This window comes from Phaeodactylibacter xiamenensis, assembly GCF_000759025.1.
Classification (GTDB): Bacteria; Bacteroidota; Bacteroidia; order Chitinophagales; family Saprospiraceae; genus Phaeodactylibacter; species Phaeodactylibacter xiamenensis.
On record NZ_JPOS01000014.1, the window covers coordinates 31736 to 48866 of the forward strand.

Here is a 17131-nt window from a genome sequence, read left to right on the forward strand (position 1 = left end):
TCAGCTCAGCCCGACGATTGGTTTTCCTGAATCACCACCGATGGGGAAACACCAAATTCAGCCTTGAACAGGGTTGAAAAGTAACCGGCATCCGAAAAGCCCACTGCCCGTGCCACTTCTTTTACCGTTTCGTATTCGCCGCTTTGAATCAGGGCGTAACTCTGTTTCATTTGCAGTTGACGGAGAAAAGTACTTGTGCTCAGCCCTGTTTCCTTTTTGACCTTCCGCAGCAGCTGACGCCGGCTGATACCCATCTCCTCTGACAACAACTCCGTACTCAGCTGAGGGTGCCCCAGGTGAGCGATAATGACTTCTTCGAGCTGTGTAATCCAGACATCTGATTGTTGACCGGAATCCTCTGCACGGGCTTCCTCCAACTCCGAAAGTTCGGATGCGCCACTCCCCTCTGATGGCGCTATTGCTCCGCTATTGATCTCCTGTTCCAGTGTATCGATGACCTCCCTCGCTTGCTCCAGGGTGGCCGCTTTAATTTCCCGGGATACTGACGGGTCAGCGAGTGGCTTCAGCATTTCAGATAGTGCAAGGGAAGGGGGGACAGCCGGTAGCTGCGAAGCTGCGGCCACAGGCCCTTTATCGGGTTGGGTGGATTCGAAAGGCGCAGACTTGTCCTCTGCACTGATGGAAGACCAGCGATGCAGGGCCCCAAGCTGTTGTGCGAGTTCCTCCCAACGCATAAGGAATTTACTTCTCATGCGCCGGAAGTGCAGCATAAGCAGCAGAAGCAATACCGTATTGATCACTAAAGCAATCGAGACAACGGTAATGATGATCCCAGAAGATTCCAGGTGTTCCATTCTTCGGTATTTACCCCGGTCTTCAACAAGACCGACCCTCCGCCTGGCATTTCAGACAGAAGATGATGAAGGGAACCTTTGGGAACACGAGCGCTAAGACGAGAGGAATTATTGGGTTGTGTGTCGCCAAAGCAGTGTTTGCTCCACAAAAATAGTAAAGGGCACACATAAAAAAAAGTGTCCTTTAGTCTTAAAAAAGTACCTGTTGATAGAAAAGCGGAATGACAGACTTGAACTTTAACACAGATTCCTTCATCTTCGTAGCCAGGAGATGCAACCAAACCTAACTGGTATGCGTCCTTTAAATACCCGACTGAAATAGACTTGTAAGCGAAGCTTTTTGCTTTGCGCTATCTGCACATCATCATTTGCCACTGCCCCCGGGCGGTGTGCGTTCTTTTGATTATCCCCTGCTATTTCAAATCTGGTAATTCATGCCTGTGGTTTTCCACAGGGCAAACAAGCGTAGCACAGGCTTAGGACAAGCCTGTTGAAGAATAGAGTTTTTTCATACTAATCCAAGTTACGTTGCTGTGCTCGTTTTGCACAGCAACCTTTGGGTTTCTGAAAGATTACCAAGAGCGTTTTTTCATACTAATCCAAGTTTCTGAGGGCAGCCACCACGGTTGCCCTCTTTTTTTGCCCAAAACGAAGAGGCTGTGATGAAGGATTGCTCACCACAGCCTCTGCCGTATTTAAACTAACCAGTGGATTGAGCTGCAGATGCTTGACAGTTAACGCCCAGCACCAGTAAGCCCTCAAGTATGAAAAGACTGTCAACTATTTCGGTCTAGTCGCACTAGTGTTGATTACCAGGCGGGGATCAGGTTCAGCCCAAACGTCCCCTTTGTCTCCCGCTGTAGCGGAATGGCATAGTAAGGCTCAAGTACCAGAGCACCGAACAGGTTTACCCGCATAGAAGCGCCCACGCTCATCAGCGGTTGCGCACCAAACCGGTCTACGATGGGCTCGCCGGTGGGCCCAATCAGGGGGTTACCTTCGTTGTCCGTCCGGTAAGTTGGCCCGCTGAGCTGTTCAAAATCATACCAGGCTACTGCGGCATCTGCAAAGAGCGTCAGCTCAGAGAAAAGCAGCCCGGATTTAATCAGCGCCAGGCGCTTCGGCCCGGTGAAAGGGATACGTACCTCAAAGTTGGCCACTGCCAGCTTACTACCAAAGAGCTCGTCTATGGAGCGGCCGTTTTGGTTCAGAATGGCACTTGCATCGCGTGTACTATAGCCCCGGATAAACCAGCTGCTACCGGCATAGTAGGGGAAAAGCTCGTTCGCGCCCTGCCCGTACCGGCCGATGTGCATTGCCCGCATCGCCAGCCCAAACCAATTAAAATATTTGTATTTACGATAGTCTGCTGTGGCCTGGAAGTAATCAAACTCTCCAAAGAAGCGGTCCACACCAAACCGGAACCGGTGGCCATTGAGCGGGCCAACCAGCCCCCCCTGAGCGTTGTCGCCAACCAGCGCCACACCGGTATTCCACAGATTGAACCCCTCAGGGCTGTCCAGCTTTTCCCGTTCCTGCCCCAGTTGCCGCCCTACGAATGTACCATCGGTCTCGTAGAAATTGACGTACTGATCGAGGCGGGAACTGTAACGGGCAAAGGAAGCCGACCCCTCCACCCGAAGCTTAGTGGAGAATGGTAAAGCGGCAAATACCGTGGCTTTGTCCTCAAAAATCCGTTGCACGAAGAAGGTATCCGCCAGAACGGGAATGGTTAGGTCATCATCAATTGGCAGGCGATCAATGCCTCTACCTCCAAAGGCGAAACTCCGAAATGGCATGTGAGAGATGGAAGCGCCCCAGTTGAGCTGACTTTTCCGGTTGATGTAGGCCAGGGCCCCGCCGAAGTCTGTAATCTCCCCGTTCAGCGCCAGGCTGGTAAACAGTTGATTATCGCCCAGAATGTCACTGAATAGCAGATCTACGCCACCTGCCAGCCCGGTCTGTGCGCCAAAGGTATTGCTTGTGCCTACGCCCACGCCGGCACTACCGCCCACATAATCAAGCTGAAACTTAGGCTTGTAGGGCACCGTGGTCAACGCGGAGTCTGCCAGCTCTGCCTTAGGCGGGAGTTTTTGGAGAATACGGTCCACCTTGCTTTGCACCATTTTATTGAAACGGGGCAGTTGTGCCGCTTCGAAGTCCACTTCCAGAGGGTCTACCTCCTTATTCAGGAAATCGATAGGGCGGGCCCGGTAGATTCGGTAGCCATTCTGAGAAAAGTAAGTATACAGCACACGGTTTCTGCGCTGGGCTATGCTGATCGCCGGTGCATAGTGGGTAATGCCGCTCACGCCGGTAATCAGGTCGGTCAGCTGAAAGACCTTTTGGCTGTATGGCTCATAACGGTAGATGTTGCGGAAACCATCGCGGTTGGACAGGAAGATGATATTACCCGTGGTATCGAAAACCGGATTCAGGTTATCGGCACCGGGGAAAACATCAATATCCGTAGCGCGCAGGCTTGCCATATCAAAGGTAGCCAGGTTGAAGGCCCAGCGGCCGTTGGTACGCCCCCGCTCCCGGGCCAGGCGGTCGGTTGAGAATACAATCTGACTGCCGTCCTCTGACCATTTGGGATGCATTTCTGAGTAGGCATCATCAGTAAGCTGTTCAACTGCACCGGTGCGGGCATCGATGAGGTAGAGGTCGGTCTCGCCATGATCCAGCCCCGTCACGACAAAGTGCTTACCATCAGGCGACCAGTCCGGATTGCTGAAGGCCTGTAGCCCCTCAGGGCGCAACTCACGCACCGTTTTACCACTTTCCACATCCTTCACGACCAGAATATTGCGCCCTTTGCTAAAAGCGACAAAGGCAAACTCCCGGCTGTTGGCGGACCAGGCCCCGGAACTTTCGATGTAGTTGAAGTCATCGATATGCCCGGCGCGGGTGCTGCTCGCCACCTTACGGATGATTTCTCCGGTGCGGGCATCCGCAAGGAAAAGGTCGATGGAAAAGAGGTCTTTCTCAGACAGGAAGATGACGTACCGCCCGTTAGGGCTGATTTCCGGGGCGACATTCATGCGACCGCCGTTTTCGGTGCCGATTAACTCCCGTCCTACCAGGCGGTCGGTCGTTGCCGTGGTATCAAATGCGGCACCAAAATGACGCCTGAAGCCGTCCACCCAAAGCTTTGATAAGTCATCTTTTGTCATGCCCAGCACCCGTATGGAAGCCTCCTCAAAACCGTACTTAGCTACACCTTTAAAGAAAGGCTCAATGATTTCGTCTCCCTTCAGGCCGGTGAGGAAAGCCCAGAAGACCTGACCGTACCGGTAGGGAAAATACTTAGGGTTATTGAGGTCGTCAAGCGTTGGGATATCATCATTCAGCACCGCATCGCGCATCCACATCGCGGTGTGTGCATCAATACTGCCGATAGAAAGATACTCTGCCATACCCTCCACCATCCAAAGCGGGAGGTTGCTCAGGCTTTGCAGGTTGGTGGAATCCCCGTTGAGGATCATATTGTACTGAAAGGCGTGGACCAGCTCGTGCCCCAGTACATGGTGGGTCTGCTGATGCGACATCGCAAAAGGCATAATGACCCGGTTTTTCAGGGCCTCTGTCACACCACCGGTCCCCACCCCCACATTGCCGGAGATGGCATTAGTCTGCTGAAAATCAGCATGGTCGTTATAAAAAATAAGTGGATTGCGCTGCGCGATGGTATCCCGCAGTACATGCTGATGCATGCGGTACCACTGCTCCGCCTCCTCTGTGATTTCCCGCAGGCGTTCCGGGTTTTCGAGATAGTGGTAAATGTCGAAATTGGGACTTTGATATACCTCAAAGTCGAAGGTTTCGTACTTCGCTTTATTGCGACCAAAGTACTGTGCAGACAAAGTCTGAGCACTCAATACCGCAGCAAGCAGCAAGATCAGATGTTGTATTTTCATAGCTTTCCTGTTTGGATCTGAAGCAAATAAGTTAGTGCCATACCCCACTGGAGTTCAGCAGTTTAACCATCTTATTAACACTTGAAACAGGCGATAAGTGCACGGCTTCGGTTAAAGTCTTCTTAAACAACGTTAAGCTGTTGTTAGCAAATAAGACTGTGCTGGGATTTCACCCTTTGGGCTGCATTTGCCAAATTTTATCCTGCACTTCGTTGCTCTTCAGTCGCTTAGCTCAGGCTATGCTTCTTCATCGCGCCTTGTTCAGAACAAAATTTGACTACATTCGCTCCAAAAGCGAATTCCCAACACAGTCTAAAAAAGCGCTGACTGCAACGGGTGCAATCAGCGCTTTTCAGGGCATTAGGGTTTAGGGTTTTACTGCACACTAATGCGCTGCAGGTGATCCCCAAGTTTCAGCCAGTACATACCTTTAGCCAGGCCTTCGAGGTTGAGTTCGGCATGCACTTGTCCGGCGCCAAGCTGTTGTTGCCGCACCAGCTGCCCGAATGCGTTAACAAGCTCCAACTGAGCAGAAGCCGGCAGCGGCACCTCCAGCTGTGCCTGAAGCAGGCCTTGCACCGGATTTGGATATGCACGGAATGCCCCGCCCAATGTCCCTTCCACCACTTGCTGAGGCATAGGCATCTGTGCCGCCCGCGCCCGCTCCCACTCTGCATCCCAGGCATCGAGCGTTTCCTGAGAGAGTGCAAGGACTTCCGAATGGCCTCCATCTGTATCTTCCGGTTCTTCGCCAATAAAGCGCAGATTACTCACTACGCCACCGGCTGTGACCTGGTCGTTGGCAGAAAACAAAGCCATCCCTATTTCAACACATTCGGGCAGATCCAGCTCTACGGCATGAATGGGCGCGAAAGGGCTGTTGCCAAAGCGCAGTGCGCCCCTTACAACGTTGTTATTAGGCTTTCGCCAGAGCCGCATGAATACTCGTTCGCTATCTCCAGGGAAATCACCATAGAAGAGTACGTTACGGTCTCCTTCGAAAACGAAACGCTCCTGCCAGCGGAAAATACTGGTCAGGTTGGTCGTAAAAGAGGCATAAACATCGGATGGATCATTGCTGGCCCGGATCATAAGCCCGATATTGCTGCTGGGATCTATGGATTCCACTTCCACTTGCAAGCCGGTGCGGCCACACAGGGTCCGGGTAATATAGGCGTAGTTATCTTCGGTCAGGTCAGGCTGATTGAAAGCGGTGGTGGTGATGGTGAACTCGCCACGCTCCGGGTTATCGGAAGTACAGGGATTGTAGGCAAAAGTACTTCCGCCGGGAGTAAACCCTACATTGAGACCCGTCCAGCCTGGCAGCAGGGTATCACCTATGGCCACTGTCACATCGGCATCACAGCTGTCCATATAGCCTAGTGCATCAGTCACGACCAGGCGGACGGACTGCGGCACTTCCACATCATCACAGTAGAATGTAGCCTGCCCGGAGGTCGCCAGGTCAATTGCCTCGTAACCCGGCGTACTGCCATCGTCAATATCAGAAGGATAAACCGTACCCTCGCCCAGGGGCCCCAGGATAAGGTCAAAGCTCTGGCATACCGCTTCCGGTATGGGGTGGCAGGTGTAGGTCAGTTCGTAATTGCCGGTAGCGCCATCGGCCCCACCCACGTAGACATAGTAAGTTACGCCAGATTGTGTGATGCCATGCAGGAAAGACGTATTGCCCGTGCCCCCATCGTCATCTGACAACACACAGGTGAAGTCACCTTCGCAACCATCCGGGCTGACATATACGGAAATACGGGTATCGAAATCTGTCCCGGGGTTGTCTGTAGTAAGCACGCCAATCTCGCCATTGCCCTGAAAGGTATACCATGCCCCCTGACCGACCTCTTCAAAGCAAGCCGGTGGGCTATCTACGATCGTCAGCAGCTCATTTGAAGCGCTCACCGTTGTACCACAGAGGAGTTCAGTTGCCCGCTGACAAACATCATTACGCATGGGCGGGATGAAACCCAGCGACCAATCGACAACGGTGCCTTTGTCGGTACGCACATCGTCGCAGATTTCCAGCTTCCAGGTACCATTAACGGGCTCCCCCTCGAAAGCAGCAGCGATGGACCCACCTTCGGCCTGGAATTTCCCTTCGAAAGGCGACATGCCGCTCGTAATGGGCAGCTCACCATCCTGGAAGCGGGTATTGTAGTAATTGGCGCCGAAACCGTTGTCGGTCGTCAGTTCCAGCGAAGTACCGGAAGGGGAAGTCAGGTAAATATCAAGGTCGCCGGACCAGGTATGATCAATATTGAGCTGTACGTAATACAGTTCGTGCTCATCGCCAATTTCACCTGTCAGGGGTACTTCAGCGGTGAAGGGCGTGAGGTCCGGGCACTCGTCATCGGGGATATCCCCGGTAGTGCCCTGATAAATCTGAGCGTGCGCGAGGGCTCCGCTAAGGAGCAGTGCCAGGACCAGCCCGGACCGAAGCTGTAGGGTAAAAAAGAAGAGGTTGCGTACAAAACCGTTCATAAGATTAATGATTTGGCGTTGGCCGCACACACTGGCACGGCAACATCTGGTCAATGAATACCAAGGCACCTGACACTGGCCAGTGACTTGATAAATTCTAATCTTAAGTTTGTGATTTGTACGAGTGCGTTTCTGAAAGAGAAATCTGCTCTCTGTGATTTGTGCCGTAAAGATAAGGTTATTTTGGGGAAATACCAGGCTTTGTTTTTTGAATTGTAGTAAAAAGGTGGGGGGACACAAAGGGGAAGAAAGCGGCACTACCGGCTCTTCGCGCACTTTGCATGCCCCCTCAATAAAAGGAGTTGGTGGATGTACGCAAATCCTCCGGTTTTCTCGTGCCTGATTAATAGGCGTTACCTGTTCTGCGAAAATCCTCGTCCATACGGACTCCGGTTTTCTCGTGCCCGATTAGGAGGTTACCTGTTCTGCGAAAATCCTCGTACTTTAGCGGTCTGTGCTTCACGCTTCCATGACCCCAATCTCTGCCCTGATGAAAAGTTGAGCAATGCCAGGTTGCGGCCGGAATGGGAGTAAGCAAGCATGAGAGAGATCTTGCGACTTTAATAAAAAATGAATGGGAACGATAGAATTTTTCAGAGAGGGCATTCGAAACCTCCAAACGGTAGGCACGCTGACCCGCAGCTCCAAACAGCTCTGCAAGGGCATGATCAAGCATATCGATTTTGAGCAGGCTAAGGTTATTGTTGAATTAGGTGCCGGCGACGGGGTCATCACTAAGCATATCCTTCGCAATATGCGCCCCGACGCGAAGCTGATCGCTTTTGAGGTGAACCCCAAGTTTTGTGCACTGATGCGGGCGATACAGGATGACCGCCTTATTGTAGTGGAAGACTCTGCAGAGCATATTGGCAAATACCTGGCAGAAGCCGGTGCAGAGGAAATAGATTTTGTCGTTTCCGCCATTCCCTTTGTAGCGCTGCCCAAAGAGCTTGGGCGCCTCATCGTTGGCAAGGCGCACCAATACCTTAAGAAAAAAGGCTTGTATATCCAAGTCCACTACTCCCTTGTTATGCGTCCGCTGTACAATGCTATTTTTGGCAATGTGGATACCAATTTCGTGCCCATCAATGTGCCACCTGCCTTTGTTTTGGTGAGCCAGAAACGATAAGCGACCATAGATGAACCGACTCCTGCTATTCCTGCTCTTATTTTCTGCCTGCACCCCCTCTCCAGAGGCTAATGAAGAATCGGTAAGTGAACTGCCTTCTGCACCTGATGTCCTCCGCCAAAGCATGCAATTTCATGACCCGGATGAGCGATGGCTCACCAGTCAGTTTCGAATGGTGATCGATGAGCCCCGGACCAACTTCCCGGAGCGGCAGAGCACCATTCTGATCAACTTGCCCGAACAGACCTTTGAGGTGACGCGGGATTACGAAGGCACGGTTGTGCGGCGGGGTATTGATGCAGAGCGCTGCTACAGCTTTATTGATGATCAGGCCGTGGACCCTGCCGACTCTGCCACCGTAAACCAATACCGGTTGCAATGTGACCGCACTCAGGGCTATCAAAGCTTTTACCAGCTGCTAACGGGGTTGCCGATGACCCTGTTCACACCGGAAGTCTCCCTTGGGGAAACCGTAGATGCCGTAGACTTTGGGCCCTATGCCTGCTACGCCGTCTCCGCCCGCCTCAACAACCCGATCATTGGTGAACAGTGGATGTTTTACTTCGACCGGGCCGATTATCAGCTCAGAGGGTACCGGGCAGCCGGCGAGGGCGCTGCGGAATACCTTGAACTCGACGGGCTTGTCTCGTTCAACAATATGCAGCTGCCCCGCATGCGGCATTGGTACAACCTGGCCGACACCACTTACCTGGGCTCAGATATTGTCATCAATATCGAAACCCTTTAGCACAGCGTCATCATCGGTCCGCCTGCTTGTACAGGTCAATATAGTGCTGATCCAATTCCTCAGAATCTTTGTACTTCACCCGCAGGGCCTGTAGCTCCTTTTCCAGCTGTGCCCGGATTTCTGAGTAGGCGAAGTCATTGATCAGGTTGTTCATTTCCAGTGGGTCACGCTTGCGGTCGTAGAGCTCCCAGGTATCAATGTCATAGTAGAAGTGCACGAGCTTGTAGTCTTCAGTAACGATGCCGTAGTGGCGCTTTACCATATGCACGGCCGGATACTCATAGTAGTGGTAGTACACCGCCTCCCGGTTCCAGGCTGAGGTGTCTCCTTTGAGCAGAGGCACCAGGCTTTCGCCCTGCATGTCATCAGGCGCTTCCACACCGGCTACCTCCAGCAGCGTTTGGGCGAAGTCGAGGTTTTGTGCCATTTCGGTCGTGACGGAGCCGGCCTCCACCTGCCCGGGCCAGCGCACCAGCAGTGGGGTTTTGAAAGACTCATCGTAGATGAAGCGCTTGTCGAACCAGCCGTGCTCGCCCAGGTAAAAGCCCTGATCGGAGGTGTAGACGACGATCGTATTTTCAGTCAGCCCATTCTCATCCAGGTAATCGAGCAGGCGGCCAACATTCTCATCTACTGCCGCGATACTGGCCAGGTAGTCCTGCATATAGCGTTGGTAGCGCCACTGCATTTTCTCTTTTTCGCTCATCTTGGGATAGCGCTCCTTAAAGTCTTCATTCATTTTGCCGTAAGCGGCGTGCCAGGCGGCTTTTTCCTCCGGCGTCATACGCTCCACTTCGTGCTTGAAAGCATTAATATCCCAATCCGTGGTGGGCTCAATGCCCAGTTCCTCCATGACTTCCGGGTAAATTTTGGAATCGCCCGACCAGTTCATGTGCTCCAGGAGGTTCATCTCCGCCTGTTGGGCTGCTTCCCGGCCTTCATAATCGTCAAAAAGGGTTTCCGGCTCCGGGAAGGTCTTCTTCAGGTATTCCTCGTAGTAGCGCTGTGGGGGCAGCCACTCGCGGTGGGGCGCCTTGTGCAGGTACATCAGCATGAAGGGGCGGTCCGGATCACGGCGGTTGTCCATCCAATCGAGGGTGAGATCAGTGATGATATCCGTGGTGTAGCCTTTGATGATCGTGTCTCCTGTGTTGGTGATGAAACGGGGGCCATAGTATTTGCCCTGTCCCGGCAGGATTTTAAATTCATCCACCCCTTTGGGGCTGTTCCCAAAGTGGAGCTTGCCAAACATGGCGGTTTGGTAGCCCGCATCCTGCAGCAGCTGCGGGAAGGTCACGTTGGTCGTATCAAAAGGAAAACGGTTGTCAATTTTGCCATTGATGTGGCTGTGCTTGCCGGTAAGAATGACAGCACGGGAAGGCGCACAGATGGAATTCGTTACGCAAGCGTTGGTGAACAACATCCCTTCCTTAGCCAGCCGGTCAATATTTGGCGTTTGGATCAGCTTATTGTTGTAGGCGCTGATGGCCTGATAAGCGTGGTCATCGGCCATCATAAAAACGATATTGGGCCGCTCCGGCGTGCCCTGCCCGAAGGAAAGACTGGCCCACAAAAAACACAGGAGTAAAAAAGATAATCTCATGGTATAGCTTGGTTTTAACTTCTAAACTTTGATGTAAATGCGATTGCGGTACAGCAACCACGCCAGCGCCCAGAAAAACAGCACATTCGTGATGGCAAACGCCAGGGAAGCATTGTAGGGGCTGAGAACCGAGGTGTAAAAGGTATCGTAAATCCAGGTTTTGAGTGTCACGGCCTGTCCGCCCGCCTCCCAGCTGATGGTATAGCTCAGTTTCGCAACGAAGCCTGACAGGACGAACACGAATAAGGCATTAGCCCCATACACATAGAATGGCTTACCCCAGGTAGTGTAACCTTTCACATCCGCCAGCCAGTAGATAAGGCTTAGGAAGACGAGGGCAACGCCGCTGCTGTGCAGGACATAGGAGCTGGTCCACAGCGCTTTGTTGATGGGAAAAGCCAGGTTCCAAAGCTCGCTTAACGCAATAAGCACGACGCCCGCCCCAAGGAGCCCCAGAAAGCGCCGGCGGTCATCCGCCTCGTTTTGCATCCAGTAGGTCACCAGCATACCGCTTATGCCTGTGGCAATTGCCGGCAAGGTGCTCAGCAGTCCTTCCGGGTCCCAGGTTTTGGATTGGCTCCAGAGGTGCCCGGTGCCCAGTAGCGTTCGGTCGAACCAGGCGCCCAGATTGGTTTCCGGCTCCAAATTGGGCGCAATGCCGCCCGGCACCGCCACGAGGGCCATGATGCCCCAGTAGCCCAACAGCAATGCTACGGCAATGCCCAATTGCCCCTTCCAGGAGGTATTGAGAAAAAGCAGTGCGCAAATGGCATAAACGATGGCGATCCGCTGCAGTACCCCGGGAATGCGCAGGGTGCTGTAATCGGCATAAAACAGCCCGATGAAGGCAATGCCTGCCCCGGAAGCGAGGACGAGGTACCACGACCGTTGCGCGAGGGTGGCCTTTACCGGTTTTTGCCCCAGAGCGATGCCCCTCAAAAACAAGCTCACCACAAATACCGCAACCAGTACATAGTGCAACAGGAGCAACCCCGATGGTACAGCGGCTGTGAGCTTGAAATGGGGAAAAGCCGCCAACAGCAACCCCAGCCCAAAAATGAGCAGGCTGCGGATGCCAATTTTGCGCAAAATCTGTCCCTGTGGCTGCCCCAGGCGCTTGCCCAATGCCAGCGGAATGGCCATCCCCACCGCAAAAAGGAAGAAGGGAAACACCCAATCGGTAGGTGTCCAGCCATGCCATTTGGCATGCAGCAAAGGTGGGTATACCGTAGACCAGGACCCCGGGTTGTTTACCAGGATCATACCGGCAATGGCCATCCCCCGGAAGATGTCGAGGGAGATGAGGCGTTGATTTTTCGTTGTTGTGGCTGTCATTTCTGGTTTAGCAATTGGTAACCTGAAGAAACAAAATTTATTTTTGCCCTGCCAACACCATAAGTAGTTTGACGTAAATAAAATTGCGCCCTATGCCCCGAATAACCCTGCTCTACCTGCTGCTAACCATCACCATTGCTCACCTCCGGGCGCAGCCGGTGGAAGTACAGCCGTATGCCGGAGGTACCCTTTTAATGACCGCTCTGCCTACCGCCCCCTTCCCGGCAGCCGCCCGGGCAGATGGGCACGACTACAATGGAAAGCATTTTCCACGGGAAAAACACTATCAGGACAGCACCGTAGCCCTTTTTATCCCGGCAGGGTTTGAGCGGAGTGACTCAGCTAATTATATCGTCCACTTTCATGGGTGGTGGAATAGCGTGGACAGTGTGCTGGCCACCTTCAACCTCCCGGAGCAACTTGCTGCTTCCGGCAAAAATGCCATTTTGGTGATCCCGCAAGGCCCCAAAAACGCGCCGGACTCCAACGGCGGAAAACTGGAAAACAACGGAGCCTTTGCCGCTTTCATGGAAGACGTCAGCCGTGTAGCCGCCCGCCACCTGAACCTCCGCAGCCTGCCGCACCGGCACCTCATCCTCTCCGGGCACAGCGGCGGTTACCGGGTCATAAGTTACATTTTGCAGCAGGGCGGGGAGCCGATCCGGGAGGTATGGCTGTTCGACGGGCTGTACGGGCAGCTGGAAAAATATGCGATGTGGCTGGAACGGGGCGGACCCCGCCTTGTCCTGCTCTACACCGATGAAGGGGGTACTTACTCCACCACCCTTGGCTTCCGGGACAGCCTCAAAGCCTGGGGGATGCCATTTACGGAAGTGGAAAGCAGAAACGGGCAACCGCTGCCTGCCCTGCCGGACAGCGGCACGATTTTCTGGCATACGGACCTGGGGCATAATGCGGTACTGCACGAGCGGCAGCAGTTTGCGCATTTGCTCAGGCATTGCTCCTGGCTTCACGGCAAGCGTAAAAAATGACAGGATTGACATTTTGACAGCGCCTGATTCCCTGATTGGGCCTTGCCTTACCGAGCCATTCACTGACTTTTTGTCATCCGATCCTTTTCACAGTATATGTGACACCGGAATTGGCATCTGATTTGCTTGTCGAATTTTCAGACACCGCCCTTTCTGAATGCTGGTGTCAGGCAATTCATCACCAAAATTTTGTTTGACATGAGTGAAGTACATTTCAAACCAATCAACGACCGCGTGGTGGTAAAGCCACTACCGGCAGAGGACAAGACCGCAGGAGGCATTATCATCCCGGATACGGCTAAGGAGAAGCCACAGCAGGGCGAGATCGTCGCTGTGGGCCCTGGCAAGGAAGGCATCAAACCTACGGTAAATGTAGGCGACCGGGTGCTCTATGGCAAATATGCCGGGCAGGAGCTAAAGTATGCCGAGCATGAGTACCTGATCATGCGCGAAGACGACATCCTGGTCGTCCTCAACTAATCTTCATTTTGGTTAACGCTCAAAAACTTTTGAAACATGTCAGCTAAGGAACTGAACTGGGGCAACGGTGCCCGCGAACACCTCAAAGCCGGCATTGACAAGCTGGCCAACGCTGTTAAAGTGACCCTGGGCCCGAAAGGCCGCAATGTGGTCCTTCAGAAAAGCTTCGGCGCGCCCCGCGTCACCAAAGACGGGGTAAGCGTGGCCAAAGAGATTGAACTTTCCCACCCGCTCGAAAATATGGGCGCTCAAATGGCAAAGGAAGTGGCCAGCAAAACGGCTGACCTTGCCGGTGACGGCACCACCACCGCTACCGTTTTGGCGCAAGCTATGATCACCGCCGGGCTGAAGAACGTAACCTCCGGCGCAAGCCCGATCGACCTCAAGCGGGGCATCGACAAGGCGGTCAAAATCGTGGTGGACAACCTCCGCGAGCAGGCCGAGCCTATCAAAGGCAATTTTGAGAAAATCCGTCAGGTGGCGACCATCTCTGCCAATAACGACGAGGAAATTGGCAAGCTGATCGCCGATGCAATGGAGCGGGTGACCACCGATGGCGTCATCACCGTAGAGGAGGCCAAAGGCACAGAAACCTATGTGGACGAGGTGCAGGGCATGCAGTTTGACCGCGGCTACCTTTCGCCTTACTTCGCCACCAATACAGAGCAGATGGTGACCGAGTACGACAATCCGTACATTCTGATCCACGACAAGAAGATTTCCAATGTCAAGGATATCGTGCCGGTGCTCGAGGCCGCTTCAAGAGAGAACAAGCCACTGCTGATCATTGCGGAAGACATTGAGGGCACAGCGCTGAGCACCCTTGTGGTTAACCGCCTGCGCGGCACCCTTCAGGTAGTAGCGGTGAAAGCGCCAGGCTTTGGTGACCGCCGCAAAGCTATGCTGGAGGACATTGCCGTGCTGACCGGTGGTACCGTCATCAGTGAGGAGCGCGGCTACAAGCTGGAGAATACCACCCTGGACCTCCTCGGTCAGTGCGAGAAGATCAAGGTGGACAAGGACAACACCACAATCGTAGGCGGCAGCGGCACGGAAGACCTGATCCAGGCCCGTGTCAATCAGATCCGGCAGCAGATTGAGCAGACTACGTCTGACTACGACCGCGAGAAGCTGCAGGAGCGCCTGGCGAAACTGGCCGGCGGCGTGGCTGTGCTGCACGTAGGCGCTGCCACAGAGGTGGAAATGAAGGAGAAGAAGGACCGCGTAGACGACGCCCTGCACGCGACCCGGGCGGCTATTGAAGAAGGCATTGTGCCTGGCGGTGGCGTATCTCTCGTCCGCGCCATCGGTGCCCTGCGGCAGGTGAAGTTCGACAATGAGGACGAGTTTATCGGAGCAAGCATTGTGAGCAAGGCCCTCGAGGCACCGATCCGCACCATTGCTGAGAATGCAGGTGTGGAGGGCAGCGTGGTGCTGCAGCGCGTGCTCGACGGTAAGGGGTCCTTTGGATACAACGCCCGCACCGGCAACTACGAAGACCTCAAGCAAGCCGGCGTGATCGACCCTGCCAAGGTTTCCCGCATTGCGATTGAGAACGCCGCTTCCATTGCCGGTATGGTCCTGATGACCGAATGCACCATCAATGATGCTCCTGAGCCTAAGGACAAAGGAGCGATGGCTGGTGCCGGCATGTACGATGACATGATGTAAACCACTCTGTTCATTTTATGGACGCTTTGCCCGCCTCTGGCTGTTGCCGGGGCGGGCATTTTGTTTGGCTGGCCGGACACGCGTAGAAATTTCAAATTTTGCTTTATTTTTGTTGCTGATGATTGCTGCGCTTTCAAGAAACCAAACCCTTACCGAGATGACGCGCCTGAAAAATATTTGCTTTCTGCTGTTTATCCTGGCCCTTCAGGTTACCGCTACGGGACAGCCCTACGATCAAATCAGCAAATACGCCAAATCGAGAATCGACTACCACTTCAAGGCTATACTGAAAGCCAGCGCAGTGGTTGGTGCGAGCATTGCCATCGTAGATAATGGCCAGATTGTGTACGCCACCGGCTATGGCTTTGCAGACCGCGAACGACACCTTGCCGCCGACGAGCACACCCTTTATCGGGTAGGGTCTGTCACGAAATCATTTACTGCCCTGTCGGTACTGCAGTTGCAGGAGGCAGGACAATTGCACATCAATGACCGGCTGGGAACCCATTTGACCGATTTCAGCATAAAAAGCCGGGAAGATGGCCGTCCTCAGCCCGTGTATATCAAAGACGTGCTTAGCCACACGGCAGGCTTGCCCAGCGACCTGCTCAATGGCTTTTTCGCCACCAATCCTCCGGACCAGGCGTGGGCTACTGCGGCCCTGAGTCATCAGTACGCCATTGGGCCTGCGCAGCACCTGATGGCTTACTCCAACATTGGTTATGGATTGCTGGGGGAATTGATTGCCCGGAAAAGCGGGCAGTCCTATGCCGACTATTTGCAAGCGCATATTTTCGAGCCCCTGGGCATGGGGCATACCGGCATACTGCCCCCCGGCGCTCCATTTCCAGAAGGGTATGCACGAGCTTACATCAACGACATGGCTATGAATGAACCGCCCCTCAGGGATGTAGCGTCAAGCATGGTGCACAGCAATGCGATAGACCTGGCACGCTATACGATGCTCCACCTCAATCAGGGCGAACTCAACGGGCAGCAGGTATTGGACCGGGAATTGTTCCAGGCCATGCAGCAAAACCAGCTTGGAGCACTCACTATTCCAACCCGGAGGCAGTATGGCTACGGCTTGTTGCTGGAGCCTATGATGGCCAAAGACGCAAAGCGGGGCGACACGACGATGGTAACCTACAGCGGGCATTCCGGAAACACCTACGCCTACCACGCCTCCTTTGGGTACATTCCGGAGCTCGGCATTGGGGCAGTAGTCCTTACGAACACCGATAAAGGCCAAAGTTTAGCTAATGCAACTAAACTGCTCGAGCTTTATGCCGAAACAGAAAAGCAGCTGGACCTGCACCGGTACGATACGACACCTCATCCCCCATTGGAACTGGCCACGGCTGAAGAAAGGCTTGGCACCTACAATTCATGGTTTGGGCCCGTAAAGGTGAAGCAGCCTGATAAGTTCAAATTCAAATGGCGCAAGTATAGAGTTGTCATGAAACGCGAGGGTGAAGGCCCCGCTTTTACCGAGACCATCCTGCGGTATGGCATTTTCCCTAAAAAAAGGAAAGACCGGGAGTACACCTTCGTCAGGATCGGGGATGAAACCTACCTGCGCGGGGTCATTCCTTCCTCTCAAGCCAGCGCTATTCTCGGCAAAAGAGTGGACCCACAGCCCGTAAGTGCCACCTGGGAAGCGGCGTTAGGCACTTACGAGCTAACCGGAGATCCGTTTCCTGTCCCACCTGAGTTTCCCTACCGCACGCAGGGGACCACCGCCACACTCCGCCTGAAAGACGGTGTGCTTCTTTTTACACTGGTATCGCCCGTAGAAAGGCTCAATACGTCCTTTCCCCTGCACCCTCTGAACGATCAGGATGCAGTCGGCTACACCTATGCCCGGAGCACCGGCCACACGATCTCGGTTTTCCCCGATGGGAAGCTGTTGTTTAGCGGCTTTGAATTTCAAAGAGATTGA

Annotated in this window: 11 protein-coding genes; 6 read left to right on the forward strand and 5 right to left on the reverse strand. The window is 53.7% G+C overall.

Going from position 1 to position 17131, the window contains the following annotated elements; translation table 11 throughout:
* Positions 1–5 precede the first annotated feature (5 nt).
* The 3 genes from IX84_RS05850 to IX84_RS05860 form a co-directional block, all read right to left on the reverse strand.
* Positions 6–815: a helix-turn-helix domain-containing protein gene (locus IX84_RS05850; RefSeq protein ID WP_044217464.1), complete on the reverse strand. Its 810-nt coding sequence runs from the start codon at positions 813–815 to the stop codon at positions 6–8.
* A gap of 809 nt (positions 816–1624) precedes the next feature.
* Entirely contained in the window at positions 1625–4735 is a 3111-nt protein-coding gene (locus tag IX84_RS05855) for a PD40 domain-containing protein (protein ID WP_044217466.1), read from the reverse strand.
* Positions 4736–5110: 375 nt separating this feature from the next.
* Positions 5111–7231, reverse strand: coding sequence for a proprotein convertase P-domain-containing protein (locus tag IX84_RS05860; RefSeq protein ID WP_044217468.1), 2121 nt, complete (start codon positions 7229–7231; stop codon positions 5111–5113).
* Between the two features lie 574 nt (positions 7232–7805).
* Here IX84_RS05860 and IX84_RS05865 point away from each other — a divergent pair.
* Entirely contained in the window at positions 7806–8360 is a 555-nt protein-coding gene (locus tag IX84_RS05865; protein ID WP_044217470.1) for a class I SAM-dependent methyltransferase, read from the forward strand.
* A gap of 10 nt (positions 8361–8370) precedes the next feature.
* Positions 8371–9108 (forward strand): DUF6503 family protein, encoded by a 738-nt coding sequence (locus tag IX84_RS05870; protein ID WP_044217472.1) that lies wholly within the window; start codon positions 8371–8373, stop codon positions 9106–9108.
* 10 nt (positions 9109–9118) lie between these two features.
* Here the strand turns inward: IX84_RS05870 and IX84_RS05875 are convergent, their stop codons facing one another.
* Both IX84_RS05875 and IX84_RS05880 read right to left on the reverse strand, forming a co-directional pair.
* Positions 9119–10711 (reverse strand): sulfatase family protein, encoded by a 1593-nt coding sequence (locus IX84_RS05875; protein ID WP_044217475.1) that lies wholly within the window; start codon positions 10709–10711, stop codon positions 9119–9121.
* Positions 10712–10732: 21 nt separating this feature from the next.
* Positions 10733–12046, reverse strand: a complete 1314-nt coding sequence (locus IX84_RS05880; RefSeq protein ID WP_044217477.1) for an acyltransferase family protein — start codon at positions 12044–12046, stop codon at positions 10733–10735.
* Between the two features lie 92 nt (positions 12047–12138).
* On the opposite strand from IX84_RS05880, the gene IX84_RS05885 reads away from it, so the two are divergent.
* The 4 genes from IX84_RS05885 (at position 12139) to IX84_RS05900 (ending at position 17131) form a co-directional block, all read left to right on the forward strand.
* Entirely contained in the window at positions 12139–13038 is a 900-nt protein-coding gene (locus IX84_RS05885; protein ID WP_044217479.1) for a hypothetical protein, read from the forward strand.
* Between the two features lie 198 nt (positions 13039–13236).
* Positions 13237–13518 (forward strand): co-chaperone GroES, encoded by a 282-nt coding sequence (locus IX84_RS05890; protein WP_039724101.1) that lies wholly within the window; start codon positions 13237–13239, stop codon positions 13516–13518.
* A gap of 36 nt (positions 13519–13554) precedes the next feature.
* Positions 13555–15189 carry a chaperonin GroEL gene (gene groL / locus IX84_RS05895; RefSeq protein ID WP_044217483.1) on the forward strand — a complete coding sequence of 545 codons (1635 nt, stop codon included), beginning with the start codon at positions 13555–13557 and terminating at the stop codon, positions 15187–15189.
* A gap of 157 nt (positions 15190–15346) precedes the next feature.
* Positions 15347–17131, forward strand: coding sequence for a serine hydrolase domain-containing protein (locus IX84_RS05900; protein WP_044217486.1), 1785 nt, complete (start codon positions 15347–15349; stop codon positions 17129–17131).